Raw genomic sequence first — 15,320 nt, forward strand, 5'->3', positions numbered from 1 at the left:
TTCTGACGGAAATCGCAGCGATTGCGATTCTTTGAAAAACTGGAAGGAGAGCAATCAGTGAAAGCTCTTCTGGAAAACCTAAAACAGCTCGGCCTCCCGCGTCTGGCCGCCCTCGGTGGCGTCGGCGTATCAATGTTGGTTCTACTGGGTGTTTTGGTCCTGCATGGCGTTAATGCCACGAATGGCCTTTTGTATCGTGATTTGGAGCCTCATGAAGCTGGTGAAATTGTAGATCAGCTCGCAAAAGCTCACATCAAATATCGTCTTCAGGACCAAGGTAGTACCATCATGGTTCCTGATGATGATGTTGCTCGTGCCAGATTGCTTCTGGCGAAAGACGGCCTACCGTCTGGCGGGGCGGTCGGATACGAGATTTTTGATAAGGGCAACAGCTTCACTGCAACACAATTCGAGCAGACTATCAATGAAACCCGGGCTCTTGAGGGAGAATTGGAAAGATCTATTCGCCTTATTCATGGTGTGCAAAATGCCAGAGTCCATCTTGTTCTGCGTCATAGAGAGCTTTTTTCAACAGCTGAACAGAGTGCACAGGCAAGTGTGCTTCTTTCCATGGATGGAGGGCGTCGACTTGATGAGGAGAACGTCGCTGCAATTGTCAATCTCGTCGCCGCCGCTGTTCCGGGGTTGGATGCACATAATATTTCACTAATAGACAATCGTGGGCATGTCCTTCTTAAACAAGGAGAAGGAAACGCGAATGGTGACCAGTCCTTGGAAGGGCAGCGTCAGATTATTGAGCAGCGCATTGCACATGAGGTTGAGGACTTGTTGGGGGCATCATTAGGCCCTGGTCATGTCCGTGTGGAAGCGAATGTTACGATGAATAATGATCATATTCGTGAAACACAGGAAAGTTATGATCCGGACCAGCAGGTTTTACGCTCTCAACAGACCAAAACGGAAAAAAACATCAATACTCAGGGATCTGCCAATACAACTGTTTCGAATAACCTTCCAAATGCGAATGCGGGACAGCAGCAAAGTGGAAGCCAGAGCAACAGGCAAGAGCAAACTAATAATTACGAGATAGGTAAGACAGTTCGTACTTTAATTCAGGATCAACCCCGGATTGCACGTATTAGCATGGCCGTGATGGTGGACGGTATTAGTCAATCTGATGAAAAAGGTAAATTGTCTTGGCAACCCCGTAATGAAGAAGAGCTCGCTCGTTTAACTGCGTTAACTAAAAGTGCAGTTGGTTTTGATCAAAGACGAGGCGACATTGTTACGGTTATGTCAATGAAGTTTACCGATATAGGGACTGAAATGCGCCCTGAAATTTCCAATTGGAGAAAATTTTTCGACCGTAAGAATGAGATGGAAGCTGTTAAATTTGGATTGTTCGTATTCTGCCTTGCAATGGTTTTGTTTTTTGTTGTGCGACCACTACTGAAACCAATTGGAGATAATAGCCATAAAAAGCTTTTTAATGCTTTGGATTCGGTATCTGGATCTCAAACGATAACTGCGCCTTCGAGAAATGCTATCTACCTTTCGGATAATCATTCCGAAAAACAAAAAACACAAATACTAGAAGCTCCTGAGTATAGTTTAGATTTATCAAATGAAGAGACTGTTTTCGTTAATGGTGTGCAAGGTAGAATAAAAGCATCATCTGTACAAAAAGTTATAGATCTTGTGGGTTCACATCCATCTGAAAGTATTTCATTATTAAGAGGATGGTTGGTTCCTGGTCAAGGAGGAGTATCAAGATGATGGATATAGAAAAAAATATCTCAGGAGTGCAAAAAGTAGCTATTTTGATGATGGCTTTAGGTGAAGAAAATTGTTCTAGATTGTTCGAGCAAATGCATGAAGAAGAAATTAGAGAGATTTCTTCAGAGATGACTCAACTTGGCATCATATCATCACAAATTGTAGAGAAAGTATGTCATGAGTTTAGTCAAGGACTGGGAACAGCTGAAGGTGTGGTTGGAGACCTAGAGAATACAGAAAAGCTGCTCAAAAGTACCCTCCCTGCCAACCAAGCTGCAGCTATTATGGAGGAGATTCGTGGTCCTGCTGGTCGCACTATGTGGGAAAAATTAGGGAATGTGTCCGAAATAGTGCTTGCTAACTATTTAAAAAATGAATACCCACAAACTGTTTCTGTTATCTTATCTAGAATAAAACCTTCTCATGCAGCTAAAGTGTTGGCAATTTTACCTGAAGAATTTTCTTTAGATATTATGATGAGAATGTTGAAAACAGAGACAATACAAAAAAACGTAATACAAAGCATAGAAAAAACTCTAAGATTGGAATTTATTTCTAATATTCCGAGAGGAGTAAATCGCAATAGTCATGAAGTATTAGCGGATATATTTAATAATTTCGATAGAAGACTTGAAAATCGGTTTATGATAGCTTTAGAAGAACGAAGTTATAACGACGCTGAACAAATTAAGAGTCTTATGTTTACGTTCGAAGAACTCACGAATCTATCCGGAGAAAGTTTAATAGTACTTTTAAATCAAATTTCACGTGAGGTTCTTCCATTAGCACTGAAGGGGGCAAGTGATAGGTTGCTTCAGGCGTTTCTTGCATCAATGTCTGATCGTGCGGGCCGAATTCTTTTAAGTGAAATTGAGGACTTAGGTCCTGTACGGGTTAAAGATGTTGATATAGCTCAAAATGAAATTCTTATTGTAGCTAAGGGTTTAATTGATCGTGGAGAAATTGACATGATTGATCAGCAGCAGCCAGGAAATGAGATGATTGTCTGATGAGTAAGCAATTGGGAGAAAATCATAAAAAAGCAGGAATTTTATATTTGGAAGATTTTGAGGAGGCCCCGGCAGAAAAAAGTATAAAAGTTGAAGAAACATATATTTCATCAGTTGATGAAAAAGAAAGTTTAATTTCAAGCGAAATTTTAGATGATTTTTATAAAAAAGGTGTTTTAGAAGGAAGGAAGATAGAAGAAGAAAAATACGATGAATACAAAAAAAAAATAGAAAAAAGTAATGAATTATTATTAAATATGTTTTCTTCTATAGAGAAACAATTTTTTTTAAAAAAAAATCAGATTTCTCAAGATTTGCACTTGGTTGTGTCAAATAGTCTATTGAATTTATTTCCAAGTTTAATAACAAAATATGGCGAAAATGAATCTGAAGAAGTTCTTAAGAAAATATTTGAATTTATAGACCAAAATTTAAATATTAGTATAAATTGCTCTAAAGAATTTTTCGATAAAATAAATAATTCTTTATTGAGTGGTTCTAAAAGAAGAATAACTTTTAATTTGGATGAGACATTAAAAAATGGAGATTTTGAGTTGCTCTGGGACACTGGGTCCCTATCACGTAATGCAAATGAGAGAATCGGAAAAATAGTTTCCGAAATCTTTTTAACAATATAGAAGGAATGAAAAATGTCAGAACCTGATAAAAATAAATTTGAGATGGGCAAAGAAGATTTTTCGTTATCTGATAATATCAATTGTGATTCCCCTACTGATTTAGAGGCTATTTATACTGTCCCAGTTACTGTTAGTGCAGTATTGGGTAAGTCTATTATGCCTATAAATCAGCTACTTAGGCTAGGAAGAGGTGCTGTTGTTGAGTTGGATCGCAAGATTGGTGACCCAATTGATATTCTGGTCAATAATCGTCTAATTGCAAGAGGGGAAGTTGTTATGGTTGATGCAACTCGTTTAGGGGTTACGATGACCGAAATTATAAAATCTGATAAATAAGTACTTTATAAATATTTTATTTATTTTGAAAGATGCGGAAAAGTGAATTATACTGATAGATATTTTTTTAATAATGCAGGAATAATATCTGATTTCTTTAGACGTTTCCCTGGCTTGTCTTCTATCCAAAAAAAAATTCCAGGATCTGATGTGGGGCTTGCAGTCTTTGTCGCAGGCCTTCTTTCTGTACTTATTTTCCCTCTTCCTACATTTATTCTTGATATCGGTTTATCTATTTCTATTACATTAGCTATATTGATCTTAATGGTAGCATTGTTTTTGAAAAGACCACTAGATTTTACATCTTTTCCAATCTTGTTGTTGTTAACAACATTGTTGCGTCTTTCTCTCGAGGTAGCAACTACCCGCCTGATATTAAGTCATGGATATCAAGGTTTATATTCTGCAGGACATGTAGTTGCAGCTTTTGGTGGTTTTCTTATGGGAGGCGATATAGTTATTGGAGCTATATTGTTTTCTATACTTCTTGTTGTTAATTTTATGGTCATTACGAAAGGATCTGGAAGAATTTCTGAAGTTTCCGCCAGATTTTTCTTGGATTCTATGCCAGGAAAACAAATGGCTATTGATGCGGAATTATCTTCAGGTAGTATAAATAATGTAATTGCAAAGAAAAAAAGAAAAGAACTTGAAGAAGAAAGCTCTTTTTATGGAGCGATGGATGGTGCATCTAAGTTTGTTCGTGGAGATGCTATTGCTAGTTTGATAATAACTGTTATTAATATTGTCGGCGGGTTGACAATAGGTATTGTTCGTCATGGGATGACCGTATCAGATGCCGCTGCAGCCTTTACAACACTAACGATAGGTGACGGACTTGTTTCGCAGATCCCAGCTCTTTTAGTTTCTGCGGCTTCAGGTATTGTTGTAACAAAAGGGGGTACAGAAGGGGGGGCGGATGTTGTTCTAATAAAGCAATTAGGGGGGAATGCTAAGCCGCTTGTTTTAGTCGCTGTTTGTTCACTGGTTTTGGCGATAATGCCTGGATTGCCAGCTTTCCCATTTCTATTTTTGGCAATTTTATCTGCATTAGCATCTTGGTTCAGATATGTTTTCCCGATTGCCGATAAAATTAATGAAGATGACTCTATTTCGATTCCAGAGGAAAAGAGTCAAACGGATATTCCTATTTCTAATATTCTCAGAGTAGATTTATTGAAATTAGAGCTGGGATTTAATTTACTCCCTATTGCTAATATAGATAATAGTAGTTTGACCGAAAAAATAAAATTGTTGCGAAGAACACTTGCTGCTGATGTGGGATTTGTATTGCCGCCTGTTCGGATTCAAGATAATTTAAATTTGCCACCTGACCGTTACTCATTATGTATTAAAGAAATAGAAGTTGGTGGTGGTAATATTAAAGTCAATAAGCTTTTAGCTATGGATCCTCAAGGTCGGGAGCCTGATATTGAAGGCGAAAAAACTATAGAGCCTGCTTTTGGATTATCTGCATCATGGATAGACCAAAATTTACGCGAGAATGCTATTATCCAAGGATATACAGTCGTAGACCCATCTAGTGTTATTATTACACATTTAACTGAATTAATCAAAGATAATATGGCAGATCTTCTTTCTTACTCAGAAACGCAAAAATTACTCGATGGAGTTACGGTCGATCAACAAAAACTGATTTCTGACCTAATTCCATCACAAATTTCTGTAAGTAATATACAGAGAATATTGCAATCTCTTCTTGAGGAAAGAGTATCTATTAGGGATTTAATCGGAATTTTGGAATCTATACAAGATGGATGCAGCCAAGGATTAAAAACAGTTTCATCTTTGGTCGCGCATGTCAGAATTAAGTTGGCTCGCCAAATAAGTTCTTGCGCTATGAACTCTCAAGGATATATCCCAGTAATATTGCTGAGTCCGAATTGGGAGAATATTATCTATGATAATTTATCTTCTTCAAAAGAGGGCGGGCAAATTAATTTTTCGCCTTCTCAAATGAATAAATTTATTTCTAGTTTGAGAACTTCTTTTGGGAATGTATCAAAAAAGGGAGAATTGCCGATACTACTGGTATCTAATAATATTAGGATTCCTATTAGGCGCATAGTAGAAAGAATAAATCCTTCTGTGTCTGTTTTGGCTCAAGAGGAAATTTTTCCTCGTGTTAAGGTTCAGAATATAGAAATAATAAATTAGTTTATTCAAACTTATTTTTGCTTTTAATCAGTATGTGGGGATCTTAAAAAATCTCTTTGTCGTGGTTTTCTTAGAATAGAGTTGGGATGGCTGTTGAGCTTGCCTCCGCACGGATGGTAATAAACATTTTGGCGCTTAATGAGATATGTGGTCAAGGAGAGCTTAATTTACTGTAGGCAGAGTTATGGTGGCGGCCATTTCGTCCCGACTGAGCGAACCTGCGGGACTGCAACAACACTCAGTTCCTCATCTTAAGTGATCCAACCCAAGTTCTGTCTTGAGTTGCTGATGCGTCTGTTCGCATAGCCAGCTTGCTATGATTGTGTCAGCTAAGGCCTTGAGCGGTGTGTCGGCCGATAGGTTCGCAAGATATTTTTATTTGTGTTCGTCATTCGAGCGGTGATCACCCAACAGCCAAATTTATTCACCTTGTATGTGCCGGGTGCCAGTAGCGCCGATGCACGCCAATTGACCTGCCGACACCCCGCACTTTCGGGCATGACGTATCCTGTTCAGGACAAGTCGTAGTTTTGAGCGGCCGGGGACTATAACTGGAAAGATCAGTTAAACATCGGCGGAGTAGACCTTTTAGTGCCGGGGAATACCGACAGCCCAACAAAAAGCTCGCGCGGTCGATGCCTGTTGAAACGGGGCTGACAAACCATAATTGGCATCGATCAGCACCCATCTCCATCAATCAGACCTGCGATATAGGCTAGGCAAATTTTACATCGTGCCTTGCTGCACAGACCTCTCAGATATTGGACGAGAGATTGCTCAAGATCCGCTTGACAGTCTTATTCCAATTCCATTCTTTGCTAAAGCTGGTTCTCCATGAAACACGCAAACAGCGCAAAAATTATAATCAGGGCTGGGTAGCCGAACAGTTGGCATTATCCATGCCAGGCCGTTTAAAAAACTATGAGTATAGCAGCTGCCTGCTTTGCCTTAGGTCCACAAAGAGGTTGCGGTAGCGCATTCCAGACATACATGATTCGATTGAGCTTCTGTTGTCGCGACCTTGAGGCAGGAATCTGTTAAGGTTCTTGCTGACTTTGGATTGATATGGCTCCACTATGAAAATTCATTTTGTTGCGTCTTCTAGCGATACTGCGCAATCAGCACTGGAGCGGCTTTCAAGAAAGTACGGCAATGCTCATCTTCACAATGCAGATTTTGTTGTTTGTCTGGGTGGAGATGGCTTCATGCTTGAGGCGCTTCACAAGGTCTTGGATAGAAGTATCGCCATCTATGGAATGAATTACGGAACTGTTGGCTTTTTGATGAATGCCGCCAATGAAGGAGATCTTTTACGTCGCCTTGAAAATGCTCAGCCTTCAGTCCTCCATCCATTACACATGACGGCGACGACTTCTTCGGGGATTGTCAGGAGCGCACTGGCATTTAATGATGTTTTTCTTTTCAGACAAACGAGACAGACATCCCGAATAAAAATTGAAATCGATGGTCGGACACGTCTTGAAGAACTGATTTGCGACGGAATAATTGTTTCCACTCCGGCGGGTTCTACGGCGTATAATCTTTCAGCCCATGGGCCTATTGTTCCCTTGAGCTCGAATATTCTTCCTTTGACACCGATTTCTGCCTTTCGCCCCCGCCGTTGGAGAGGCGCTCTTTTGCCCTCCAGTGCTGTCGTAAAGCTAACGCTTTTGGATACAGAGAAAAGATCGACAGCAGCCGTAGCGGATTTTACGGAAATTCGTGATGTTGCCGAAGTCGTGGTGCGTGAAGATCGCACTCGAAAAGCCACGATCCTGTTCGATCCGGATCATGGTCTTTCGGAGCGGATTATTGCCGAACAGTTCGTGGCATAAATTTACACGACGGGAGTGAGAAGAGTTCCATCGGCAAAATAGACAATCAGATTATCCACAACCAGATTGCCCATGGCTTTTCTGGTTTCTACGGTTGCTGAGGCCTGATGGGCTTGCAGAACCGTATTGGTGAGCGAGAAAAAAGCCGGGTTTATGTCAGGTTCGTTCTGAAAAACGTCTAGTCCTGCACCGGCGATGCGCTTTTCTTTTAAGGCGTCCAGAAGGGCATTTTCGTCTACGACTGTACCCCGGGCAATATTAATCAGGAAACCGTCTTTTCCCAGTGCCGTCAGGATGTCGTTATCGATCATGTTTGCGGAGCGTTGCCCTCCGGAGACTGCCAGGACCAGAACATCACACCACTCTGCCAGGCTCTTCAGATCAGGCTCGAAGCGGTAGGAGGTGTCAGGTTTGGCATGAGAATTGAAATAGGCAACGTCCATCTCAAAGGCTGAGATACGTTTGGCAATGGCCTGTCCTATGTGACCGAAACCTGCAATCCCGACCCGTTTTTTTGTCAGGCTGCGGCTTAGCGGGAGGGGAGAATGAGGCCAGCTTCCCGCCCGGACGAAGCGGTCATTATTCACGACATCCCGCATTACGGTCATCATCAGGACGACGGCCATATCGGCCACATCTTCTGTCAGGGTATTCTGGGTTGTCGCAACGCGGATATTCCGGCGTTTTGCTTCCTGCAGGTCAATGCGATCGGTGCCTACGCCATTGACCGAAATGACTTCCAGATTGGGCAGCGCGTTCATGACTTTGGCTGGAACTCCGGAGGCGCCTCCAGTCGTGATGCCGCGGATGCTCGGAGCGAAGCGCTGTAGATCTTCGGGTGTGGTGTAGGGATGGAGTTCAAAAGATTGCTCCAGCCGCTCTCTCATAAATGGAAGAATGGGATCGATCGTCAGAATGCCGGGTCTGGATGACATGAAGTTCTCCATTACTGATTTATGGGGGCGTCACTTTTTGGTGCGTCGTCCGAGAGTTGCGTTTGCGAGCGCAGCGCAGGCGGCTTCAACGTCTTCCCAGGTTCTGACGAAGCCTTTGTCAGGCCCATAATAGGGATCAATGACATCCTGTCCCATGCGGGTTGGAATATGATCCAGCATGAGCGAGAGATGCGATTTTGAGCCGTGGGGCTGCATTTCTTTAAGAATGATCAGATGGGAGCGATCCAGAGCGATGATATGATCAAAGCGGTTGAAATCATCCAACATTACAAGACGTGAACGTAGCGTCGAAGCATCCAGACCTTGTTGGGACGCGATGGTGCATGCACGCGGATCTGGAGCTTCGCCCAGATTCCAGCGCCCGGTCGCAGCCGAATCAATATCCAGCTCCAGCCCTCGCATGCGCGCTTCCCGGCGCATGGCCAGTTCGGCCAGAGGAGATCGACAGATATTGCCCGTGCAGACAAAAAGGAAACTACTCATGCGCCTGTCAGCCAAATGAAAAATGCCATGGTGAAGATTGAGGATAACGTTCCGAAGAACAGAACGGATGCAATTTCACGTTCGAGAACATGATATCGCATGGCAAGGATAACATTGATTGACGCACTGGGAATGGCCATCGTCAGGACGCTTTCCTGAAGCGCAGGCAAGGGCAGATGCCACATACGGGCCAGTGCATAGATGACGCCGGGAATGACAACATTCCGGACGCTGACAATGACACCCACCAGGGGGCTGAACTTCACCTGCCGGGTGAAAAGAACCACACCTGAAGCGAAGAGCGCCGCACCCCCTGTTGCGCGTCCAAGAAGCTGAAAAGAGCCTTTGAGGAACTGCGGCAGGAACGCACCTGCGCTGACCAGAACGAGCGCCATCATGGGCACCCAGACCACGGGTTCGCGACAAGAATGGATTAGGTGTCCGAACAGTTCGCGGACGTCACTACGGGCTTTATCGTCATTTCCGACGCGATGACCTGCCCCACGGTCATGCCCCATCAGGATCAACGTGATCGGAAGCTGAACCAGATTCATAGCCAAAGATGCGATTGAAATCGGTACGGAACTTGCCGGGCCGAAAATCTGGCCCAAGACTGGAATACCAATGAAGGGCACGGACGGACCGGTGATGGTCATCGCGATCAGGGCTGCCTCTCCGAGGCGACGTTTGAGCAGGCCGCGCAGGATGGCAAAGATCAATCCATAGCCACCAATCATGGCCAGCAGGATCAGAGCGGCGACTGGCCCTGCCGCCAGAACCTGACCTCGCGGCGTACTCAGGATGGAAACCAGCAGCTCCAGAGGGAGCGCATACAGCATAACCAGACGTGTCAGAACACCGGCCTGCTGGGCGTCAAAATCTTTTCGGTATGCCGCGAAATAGCCAAAGCCTAATGTCACGAGAATCGGGAGAATAGACTGAACGATCGTCAGCAGCAGGGCAGGCGAATTCGTCATAATTGACTCATGAAAACAGAAATCCGGTCAGGAAAAGATCACCTTTCGTAACGGTCACCCTCACATTCGTCTATCCCTGCTACAGATGGCAGTTGACCAACGCCGCGGAGAATGGCTTTGTGGAGTGATCTTGTCCTCTTTCTGCCGGTGCCAGATTACGTGATGCAATCCATACTCGATACGTTGTGGGGTCTGATCCTGGGTCTGCTGGGCATTGTGGTGGCTGGCGTGGCGATCATCGAGGTAATGGCCCGTTCCGTGCTGAGCAGCCTTGGAATTCAGGGACAGGTCCAGACGGCTCTGCTGTTCCTGCTTCTGGGCGGACTGATTCTGGGGGCCTTCAGGATTTTCGGAAAGCTGTTTGCTGTTCTGTTAGTCGCCGCGTTTTCCGTCTATTTCATGCATGTCGTCTTTGGCGTTCTGAGCGATGCACTCATCCCCGTTCAGACATCGAGTGCGACAACCGATGTCTGAACGGGCCCAACTCTAATCAGTCAGTCCGCTGGTGTCTGGATGATGCGGATCAGCGTTTCCACGATCTCAGGATCGGCGAGGGTGGACAGATCGCCAAATCCTTCAGTCTCGCCACAGGCGATCTTGCGAAGAAGACGGCGAACGCTTTTCCCGGAACGGGTCTTGGGAAGATCCGGCACGACATGGATACGTTCGGGCGCTGCATAGCGGCCTACTTTCGATGTAATCGCTTTCGCAGCCCGGATGTGAAGATCATCTGGCGCATTGTCGCGTGCGACGACGTACACGACAATCCCCTGTCCTTTCAGATCATGCGGGATGCCGATTGCGGCACTCTCTGCAATGGTCAGTTCAGTCGCCAGCGCATCCTCGATTTCAGCAGAGCCGATCCGGTGCCCCGAGACATTGATGACGTCATCCACCCGCCCGGTAATCCAGTAGTACCCGTCTTCGTCACGGCGTGCGCCGTCACCCGTGAAATAGTATCCGGGATAGGGCTGAAGATAGGTGCGCTCGAAAAGACCATCGTCGTTCCAGATGGAGAGCGCGCGACCGGGCCACGATCCCTTGAGGCACAGGACGCCTTCTGCGGCCCCTTCGCGCGTCACGCCCCGTTCGTCCAGAAGGACCGGATGCACGCCGGGGAGTGGAAGCGTCGCTGAGGCAGGCTTTTCACGAACGGCCCCCGGAACGGGAGAAATCATAATGCCGCCGCTTTCGGTCTGCCACCAGGTGTCAACGAAAGCGCAGCGTCCGCCCCCAACATGGTCGTTGAACCAGGACCACGCTTCCTGGCTGATGGGTTCTCCTACCGTTCCCAGAACACGCAGAGAGGATAGGTCGTAACGCTGCACGACGGCGTCGCCTTCCCGCATGAGCGCACGGATGGCGGTTGGAGATGTATAGAACGTCGTAACCTTGTGATCCTGGATTACACTCCACCAGCGACCCGGCTCCGGATAGGACGGCATCCCCTCGAACAGCAGAACCGTCCCGCCGTTCAGGAGAGGGCCATAAACTCCATAAGTGTGTCCCGTAATCCAGCCGATATCGGCCGTGCACCAGAAAATATCTCCGTCCTGATGATCAAACACCAGTTCATGCGTGTAGGAGGCCCAGACCAGATATCCCCCCGTTCCGTGCACGATGCCTTTGGGTTTGCCAGTGCTGCCCGAAGTGTAAAGCAGGAATAGTGGAGCCGAAGAGGGCATGTGCTGAGGCACGCAGTCAGGTGCGGCTTTTTCCAGAAGAGGGGTAAGCCAACTATCCCGTTCCGGCTTCATCCCCACTTCATCGTCCGTCACGCTCACGACCAGAACAGTGTTGACGGCAAGGGTTTCCGGGCGGAGATCGAGGGCCGCATCCAGTGTGGCCTTGAACGGGATTCTTTTGGGACCTCGCCGCCCGACATTGGCCGTGATCACCAGAGCTGCACCGCTGTCAGCCAGTCTGTCGGAAATCGCTTCGGGAGAAAAACCGCCAAAAAGAACCACATGGATCGCTCCGATCCGCGCGCAGGCAAGCATAGCGATCAGACCTTCAGGAACGGAAGGCAGATGAATGGCAACTCGATCGCCTGCCTGAATGCCTTGGTCCCGCAGGACATTCGCCATCCGGCACACACGCTCATGAAGAGTTTTATATGTAAATGTCAAGACGTGCCCGGCGTCCTCAGCCTGCCAGATCAGGGCTTTCTGATCGCCGCGGGTGTCGAGGTGGCGGTCCAGGCAGTTGACGCTCGCATTGAGCATTCCGCCCGGAAACCAGCCTTTTTCCTCGCATTGGGTTTGGAGTGGTGCGGTCTTCCAGAGCAGTCTTTCGCTTTCGCAAGCCCAATAGAGATTGGGCTCGGCAGCGGCACGTCCCACCAGAGCGCTGTAATCCGCCGGATTAAGGCGGAATGAATGAGGGTGAGAAGAGGAGGGCATGGACCTGAAACCTTACGCACGAAAAACAGACGCCACAGAGCGGACTGTTGTTATATTTGGCTTGCAGGTTCTGAAACAGAGTGAATTTTTTTATCCTCATAAAAAGCCCTTCAGAGCATTAGGCCATACGGACAAAAGTTCCATCGGACTGATGCAGGGGCTGATCGATGACTGGCAGCATATGGTCGCCAGCGTCCTTATACCAGCGCCTCCCCACTCAAACCTGTCCATGCCTTTGCGTTTGGGTTCCACATCGCCATGACGCCCTGAGCGCCGGAGCCTATGGCCTTGTCTGTCACAACGGCGCGCTGCCAGGCTTCGGGCGATGCGGGAAGCGTGGCGAAAGTATAGGCCGTCAGAACAAGCGGTTCGTTCGCAAACGTCGCGACATTCTTCTCCGACGAAAACGCCACCAGCGGTGTGGTCTGCCAGTTGGAATTGTCGGATGTGCCAGCAAACAGCTTCAGGTCTTTCGGCCATCCGGCTGCGCCCGATGTGTCCCCGACAAATTTCCAGTAAGCGAGATTGGAATCGCTGTTCACAAACATGAACCCGGCAGCGCCATACTTGGCGTCGATGCCCCACCAATCGGTGGTCATTGTCTGCGTTCCGTCCTGATAGCGCACGGCCCATAGACTGGCTCCGTAACCATCCTGACCATACAGGGACAGCTTGGCCAGATTGTTGTTCAGCGATTTAATCACGTAGGCGTTCGAGCTGTACATGCCCGCGATGAGTCCCACCTGCATGGTGGGGCCAGAGGTTGGGCTGTCACTGAGCGTATAGAGACCGCCACTGTTCGCGGTCGACGATTCCGACCTGACGATGGAAGGGATCGTTTTCGAGACGTCCACTGAGAGCGGGAAATACTCAGCTCCGTTCGCTGCCGTATAACCGAGGGCTGTGTTGATTGCCGCTGCCGTAAGGTCTGTTGCACTGCCTTCGGCCCCCGGTGGAACTTCGAAGGAAACCCCCGGCGCGGTTGCACCATTGGTCATTGTCGCTGTGAGGGTCACGGTGGAGGACTGGCCCGCCGTGATAGGGCCTTGGCTCACGGCGACAGATGCGATCCCCACGCCGACAGGCCCAGCTTGACCGTCTTTGCCGTCGGCTCCCGCTGTCCCTGTATTCCCTTGCAGCCCTTGTGTGCCCGGAGATCCAGCCGGAGCGTCGAATTTCGTGCTGGTTGTGGTGCCATCGGTGAGGGTTGCGGTCAGCGTGACGGTAGAGGGTTGACCGGCTACGACGGCACCCTGCGTCACGTTGATCGCCTTGATCCCAACGCCCTGAGCGCCGCCAGAAGACAGGGCTGCAATCCATTGCCCGATCGTCTGGACCTTAGCGCCTGACGTGACATCCAGCCCGGAGCCATCGCCGGAATACGTCCCGGCCGTCACGCTCTCGAAGGACGGCGTGCCAACAGGAGCTGCATTTTCCGTGGCCATGACGACGCGGCCGTTCGACGAATAGCCCGAGGGCAGCGCCTCGATGCCGGCAATCAGCACTTTGCCGTTCGTCAGGGTATCAGGCAGGAAGTTTGATGGAGGTGCGGTCGCGGCGGTCAAGGTCGTGATCTGCAGTACTGCCATCACGGAATAGACGCGGCCCTGCTGGGTTGTGATTTCGAAAAGGATCTTTTGTGTCGTGTCGGGCTTCCCACTGGCAAGGAAGGCCACGACTAGCGGTCCAGCCACGGCAGACCACATGACCTTGAGGTCATACTGGCCACCCGTGGCGGTAAGTGTGGCCGATCTGATTGCCGTTGGCGTATCATCAGTTCCAGCAAGAAGTGCTGAAAAATCCAGCGTATAATCCAGACAGTCAGCCGAGGCTTTCGGGCACAAGATAACCTGTGGAGTGGTTCCATTGCGTCCTTGTAAAACGATCGTCCGCAGTGGGGACGGTGCGAGATTATTAACTGTGGTCATGCAGTCCTCACGTTGGTCAGAAACGCGTTAAAATCATTATTGCTCGGTGTCGTGTCAGGAGCGTCCGGCCGGTTCTTTCGCGACAGCAGACGAAGCCGTTATTTCTCCGTATCTGTGGCCAGTTTATCTCTGCCCACATGGCAGGCAGGCGCCCGGTCAGCACCCGGCGGAGATGACAGATGCGCGGGTCATGTTTCGAGGCGTACTTGTCCTGTTTTCTATCCTGAATAGGGTCTGCGGATACAAAATGAGGAGGCCAGCCGAAGTTGTGTTCCCCTTCGGCGTAATTAGACTGCCGAATTTTGCCTTGTTCGATGGTCGTGGATGGCTTTTCAGGATTGCTGAAGAGCTGAAAAGAAGGGCGCTGAAGCCAGAGTGCAGGGACGCAATTGCCCATGATATTTTCGGATATAAAAACCCGCCCCAATGAAGGGTTCTAAAAGATGGGTTGATGTCGCAGTTCGGAAAGCCTTCTCATAAGAAGACAAAGTCGCGCGCACCGAGGAAAATCATGTGTCAACCCAGCACTTTGAGGAGATCTTTGTTTTTAGGCTCAGCGCTTATAGCCAGAAGAAGACGGTTGAGCAGATGTCTTCGTGTGTTGCGAAACATCGCTAGTCCTTGAACCTGCCTTTCACATTCAACTTGGAAATGGTCGTCAAGGTAATACGCGTGACCGGACAACATTGATTGCATGTGTTAGTGGGAAGAGCGATGTCATCAAATATTTAGGCTCAGGACCTATTAATTTATTGAACTGAGCGAGAGGTTGTGATTCACAGGCTTACCGATGGAGGGTAGGCCTGTGAGTGAGGTATTTTTGTTGTCTGAGCGCCAGAT

The 15,320-nt window shown here is 47.7% G+C and carries 12 protein-coding genes and 1 pseudogene; 7 read left to right on the plus strand and 6 right to left on the minus strand.

Going from position 1 to position 15,320, the window contains the following annotated elements:
• Nucleotides 1-57: 57 nt before the first annotated feature.
• The 5 genes from fliF to flhA are packed head-to-tail and all read left to right on the plus strand — an operon-like array spanning nt 58 to nt 5,899.
• Nucleotides 58-1,737 (plus strand): flagellar basal-body MS-ring/collar protein FliF, encoded by a 1,680-nt coding sequence (gene fliF, locus HKD21_RS09080; RefSeq protein ID WP_194255382.1) that lies wholly within the window; start codon nt 58-60, stop codon nt 1,735-1,737.
• A complete protein-coding gene (locus HKD21_RS09085) occupies nt 1,737-2,747 on the plus strand; it encodes a flagellar motor switch protein FliG (RefSeq protein WP_407646557.1) in 1,011 nt (336 codons plus the stop codon). Before fliF ends, HKD21_RS09085 begins: the two co-directional genes overlap by 1 nt.
• Complete coding sequence (locus HKD21_RS09090; protein WP_194255384.1) at nt 2,747-3,385, plus strand: hypothetical protein; 639 nt, start codon at nt 2,747-2,749, stop codon at nt 3,383-3,385. Before HKD21_RS09085 ends, HKD21_RS09090 begins: the two co-directional genes overlap by 1 nt.
• A 42-nt stretch (nt 3,386-3,427) precedes the next feature.
• Complete coding sequence (gene fliN, locus HKD21_RS09095) at nt 3,428-3,721, plus strand: flagellar motor switch protein FliN (protein WP_228121247.1); 294 nt, start codon at nt 3,428-3,430, stop codon at nt 3,719-3,721.
• 42 nt (nt 3,722-3,763) lie between these two features.
• Nucleotides 3,764-5,899 carry a flagellar biosynthesis protein FlhA gene (flhA, locus tag HKD21_RS09100; RefSeq protein ID WP_194255386.1) on the plus strand — a complete coding sequence of 712 codons (2,136 nt, stop codon included), beginning with the start codon at nt 3,764-3,766 and terminating at the stop codon, nt 5,897-5,899.
• Nucleotides 5,900-6,148: 249 nt separating this feature from the next.
• On the opposite strand, the pseudogene HKD21_RS14635 reads toward flhA, so the two are convergent.
• A pseudogene (locus HKD21_RS14635) lies at nt 6,149-6,322 on the minus strand (IS701 family transposase); the annotation flags it as partial.
• A 653-nt stretch (nt 6,323-6,975) separates the two neighbouring features.
• On the opposite strand from HKD21_RS14635, the gene HKD21_RS09105 reads away from it, so the two are divergent.
• A complete protein-coding gene (locus tag HKD21_RS09105) occupies nt 6,976-7,734 on the plus strand; it encodes an NAD kinase (protein ID WP_194255387.1) in 759 nt (252 codons plus the stop codon).
• A 2-nt stretch (nt 7,735-7,736) separates the two neighbouring features.
• On the opposite strand, the gene HKD21_RS09110 is transcribed toward HKD21_RS09105, so the two are convergent.
• Genes HKD21_RS09110 through HKD21_RS09120 form a run of 3 tightly spaced genes read right to left on the minus strand, consistent with a single transcriptional unit; the run spans nt 7,737 to nt 10,150 of the window.
• Nucleotides 7,737-8,669 (minus strand): 2-hydroxyacid dehydrogenase, encoded by a 933-nt coding sequence (locus HKD21_RS09110; protein ID WP_194255388.1) that lies wholly within the window; start codon nt 8,667-8,669, stop codon nt 7,737-7,739.
• A 30-nt stretch (nt 8,670-8,699) separates the two neighbouring features.
• Complete coding sequence (locus HKD21_RS09115; protein ID WP_194255389.1) at nt 8,700-9,173, minus strand: low molecular weight protein-tyrosine-phosphatase; 474 nt, start codon at nt 9,171-9,173, stop codon at nt 8,700-8,702.
• On the minus strand, nt 9,170-10,150 hold the full coding sequence (locus tag HKD21_RS09120) for an AEC family transporter (protein ID WP_194255390.1): 981 nt from the start codon (nt 10,148-10,150) through the stop codon (nt 9,170-9,172). Before HKD21_RS09120 ends, HKD21_RS09115 begins: the two co-directional genes overlap by 4 nt.
• A gap of 111 nt (nt 10,151-10,261) precedes the next feature.
• Here HKD21_RS09120 and HKD21_RS09125 point away from each other — a divergent pair, with 111 nt between their 5' ends.
• Nucleotides 10,262-10,624, plus strand: coding sequence for a hypothetical protein (locus HKD21_RS09125; RefSeq protein WP_228121224.1), 363 nt, complete (start codon nt 10,262-10,264; stop codon nt 10,622-10,624).
• Between the two features lie 20 nt (nt 10,625-10,644).
• On the opposite strand, the gene acs is transcribed toward HKD21_RS09125, so the two are convergent.
• Together acs and HKD21_RS09135 are read right to left on the minus strand one after the other, a co-directional pair.
• Entirely contained in the window at nt 10,645-12,552 is a 1,908-nt protein-coding gene (gene acs / locus HKD21_RS09130; protein WP_194255391.1) for an acetate--CoA ligase, read from the minus strand.
• A 197-nt stretch (nt 12,553-12,749) separates the two neighbouring features.
• The gene (locus HKD21_RS09135; RefSeq protein WP_194255392.1) at nt 12,750-14,480 is read right to left on the minus strand and encodes a phage fiber-tail adaptor protein; all 1,731 of its coding nucleotides are present in this window, start codon (nt 14,478-14,480) and stop codon (nt 12,750-12,752) included.
• Between the last annotated feature and the right edge of the window lie 840 nt (nt 14,481-15,320).

The sequence above is a fragment of the Gluconobacter cerevisiae genome (assembly GCF_015244675.1).
Lineage (GTDB): Bacteria > Pseudomonadota > Alphaproteobacteria > Acetobacterales > Acetobacteraceae > Gluconobacter > Gluconobacter cerevisiae.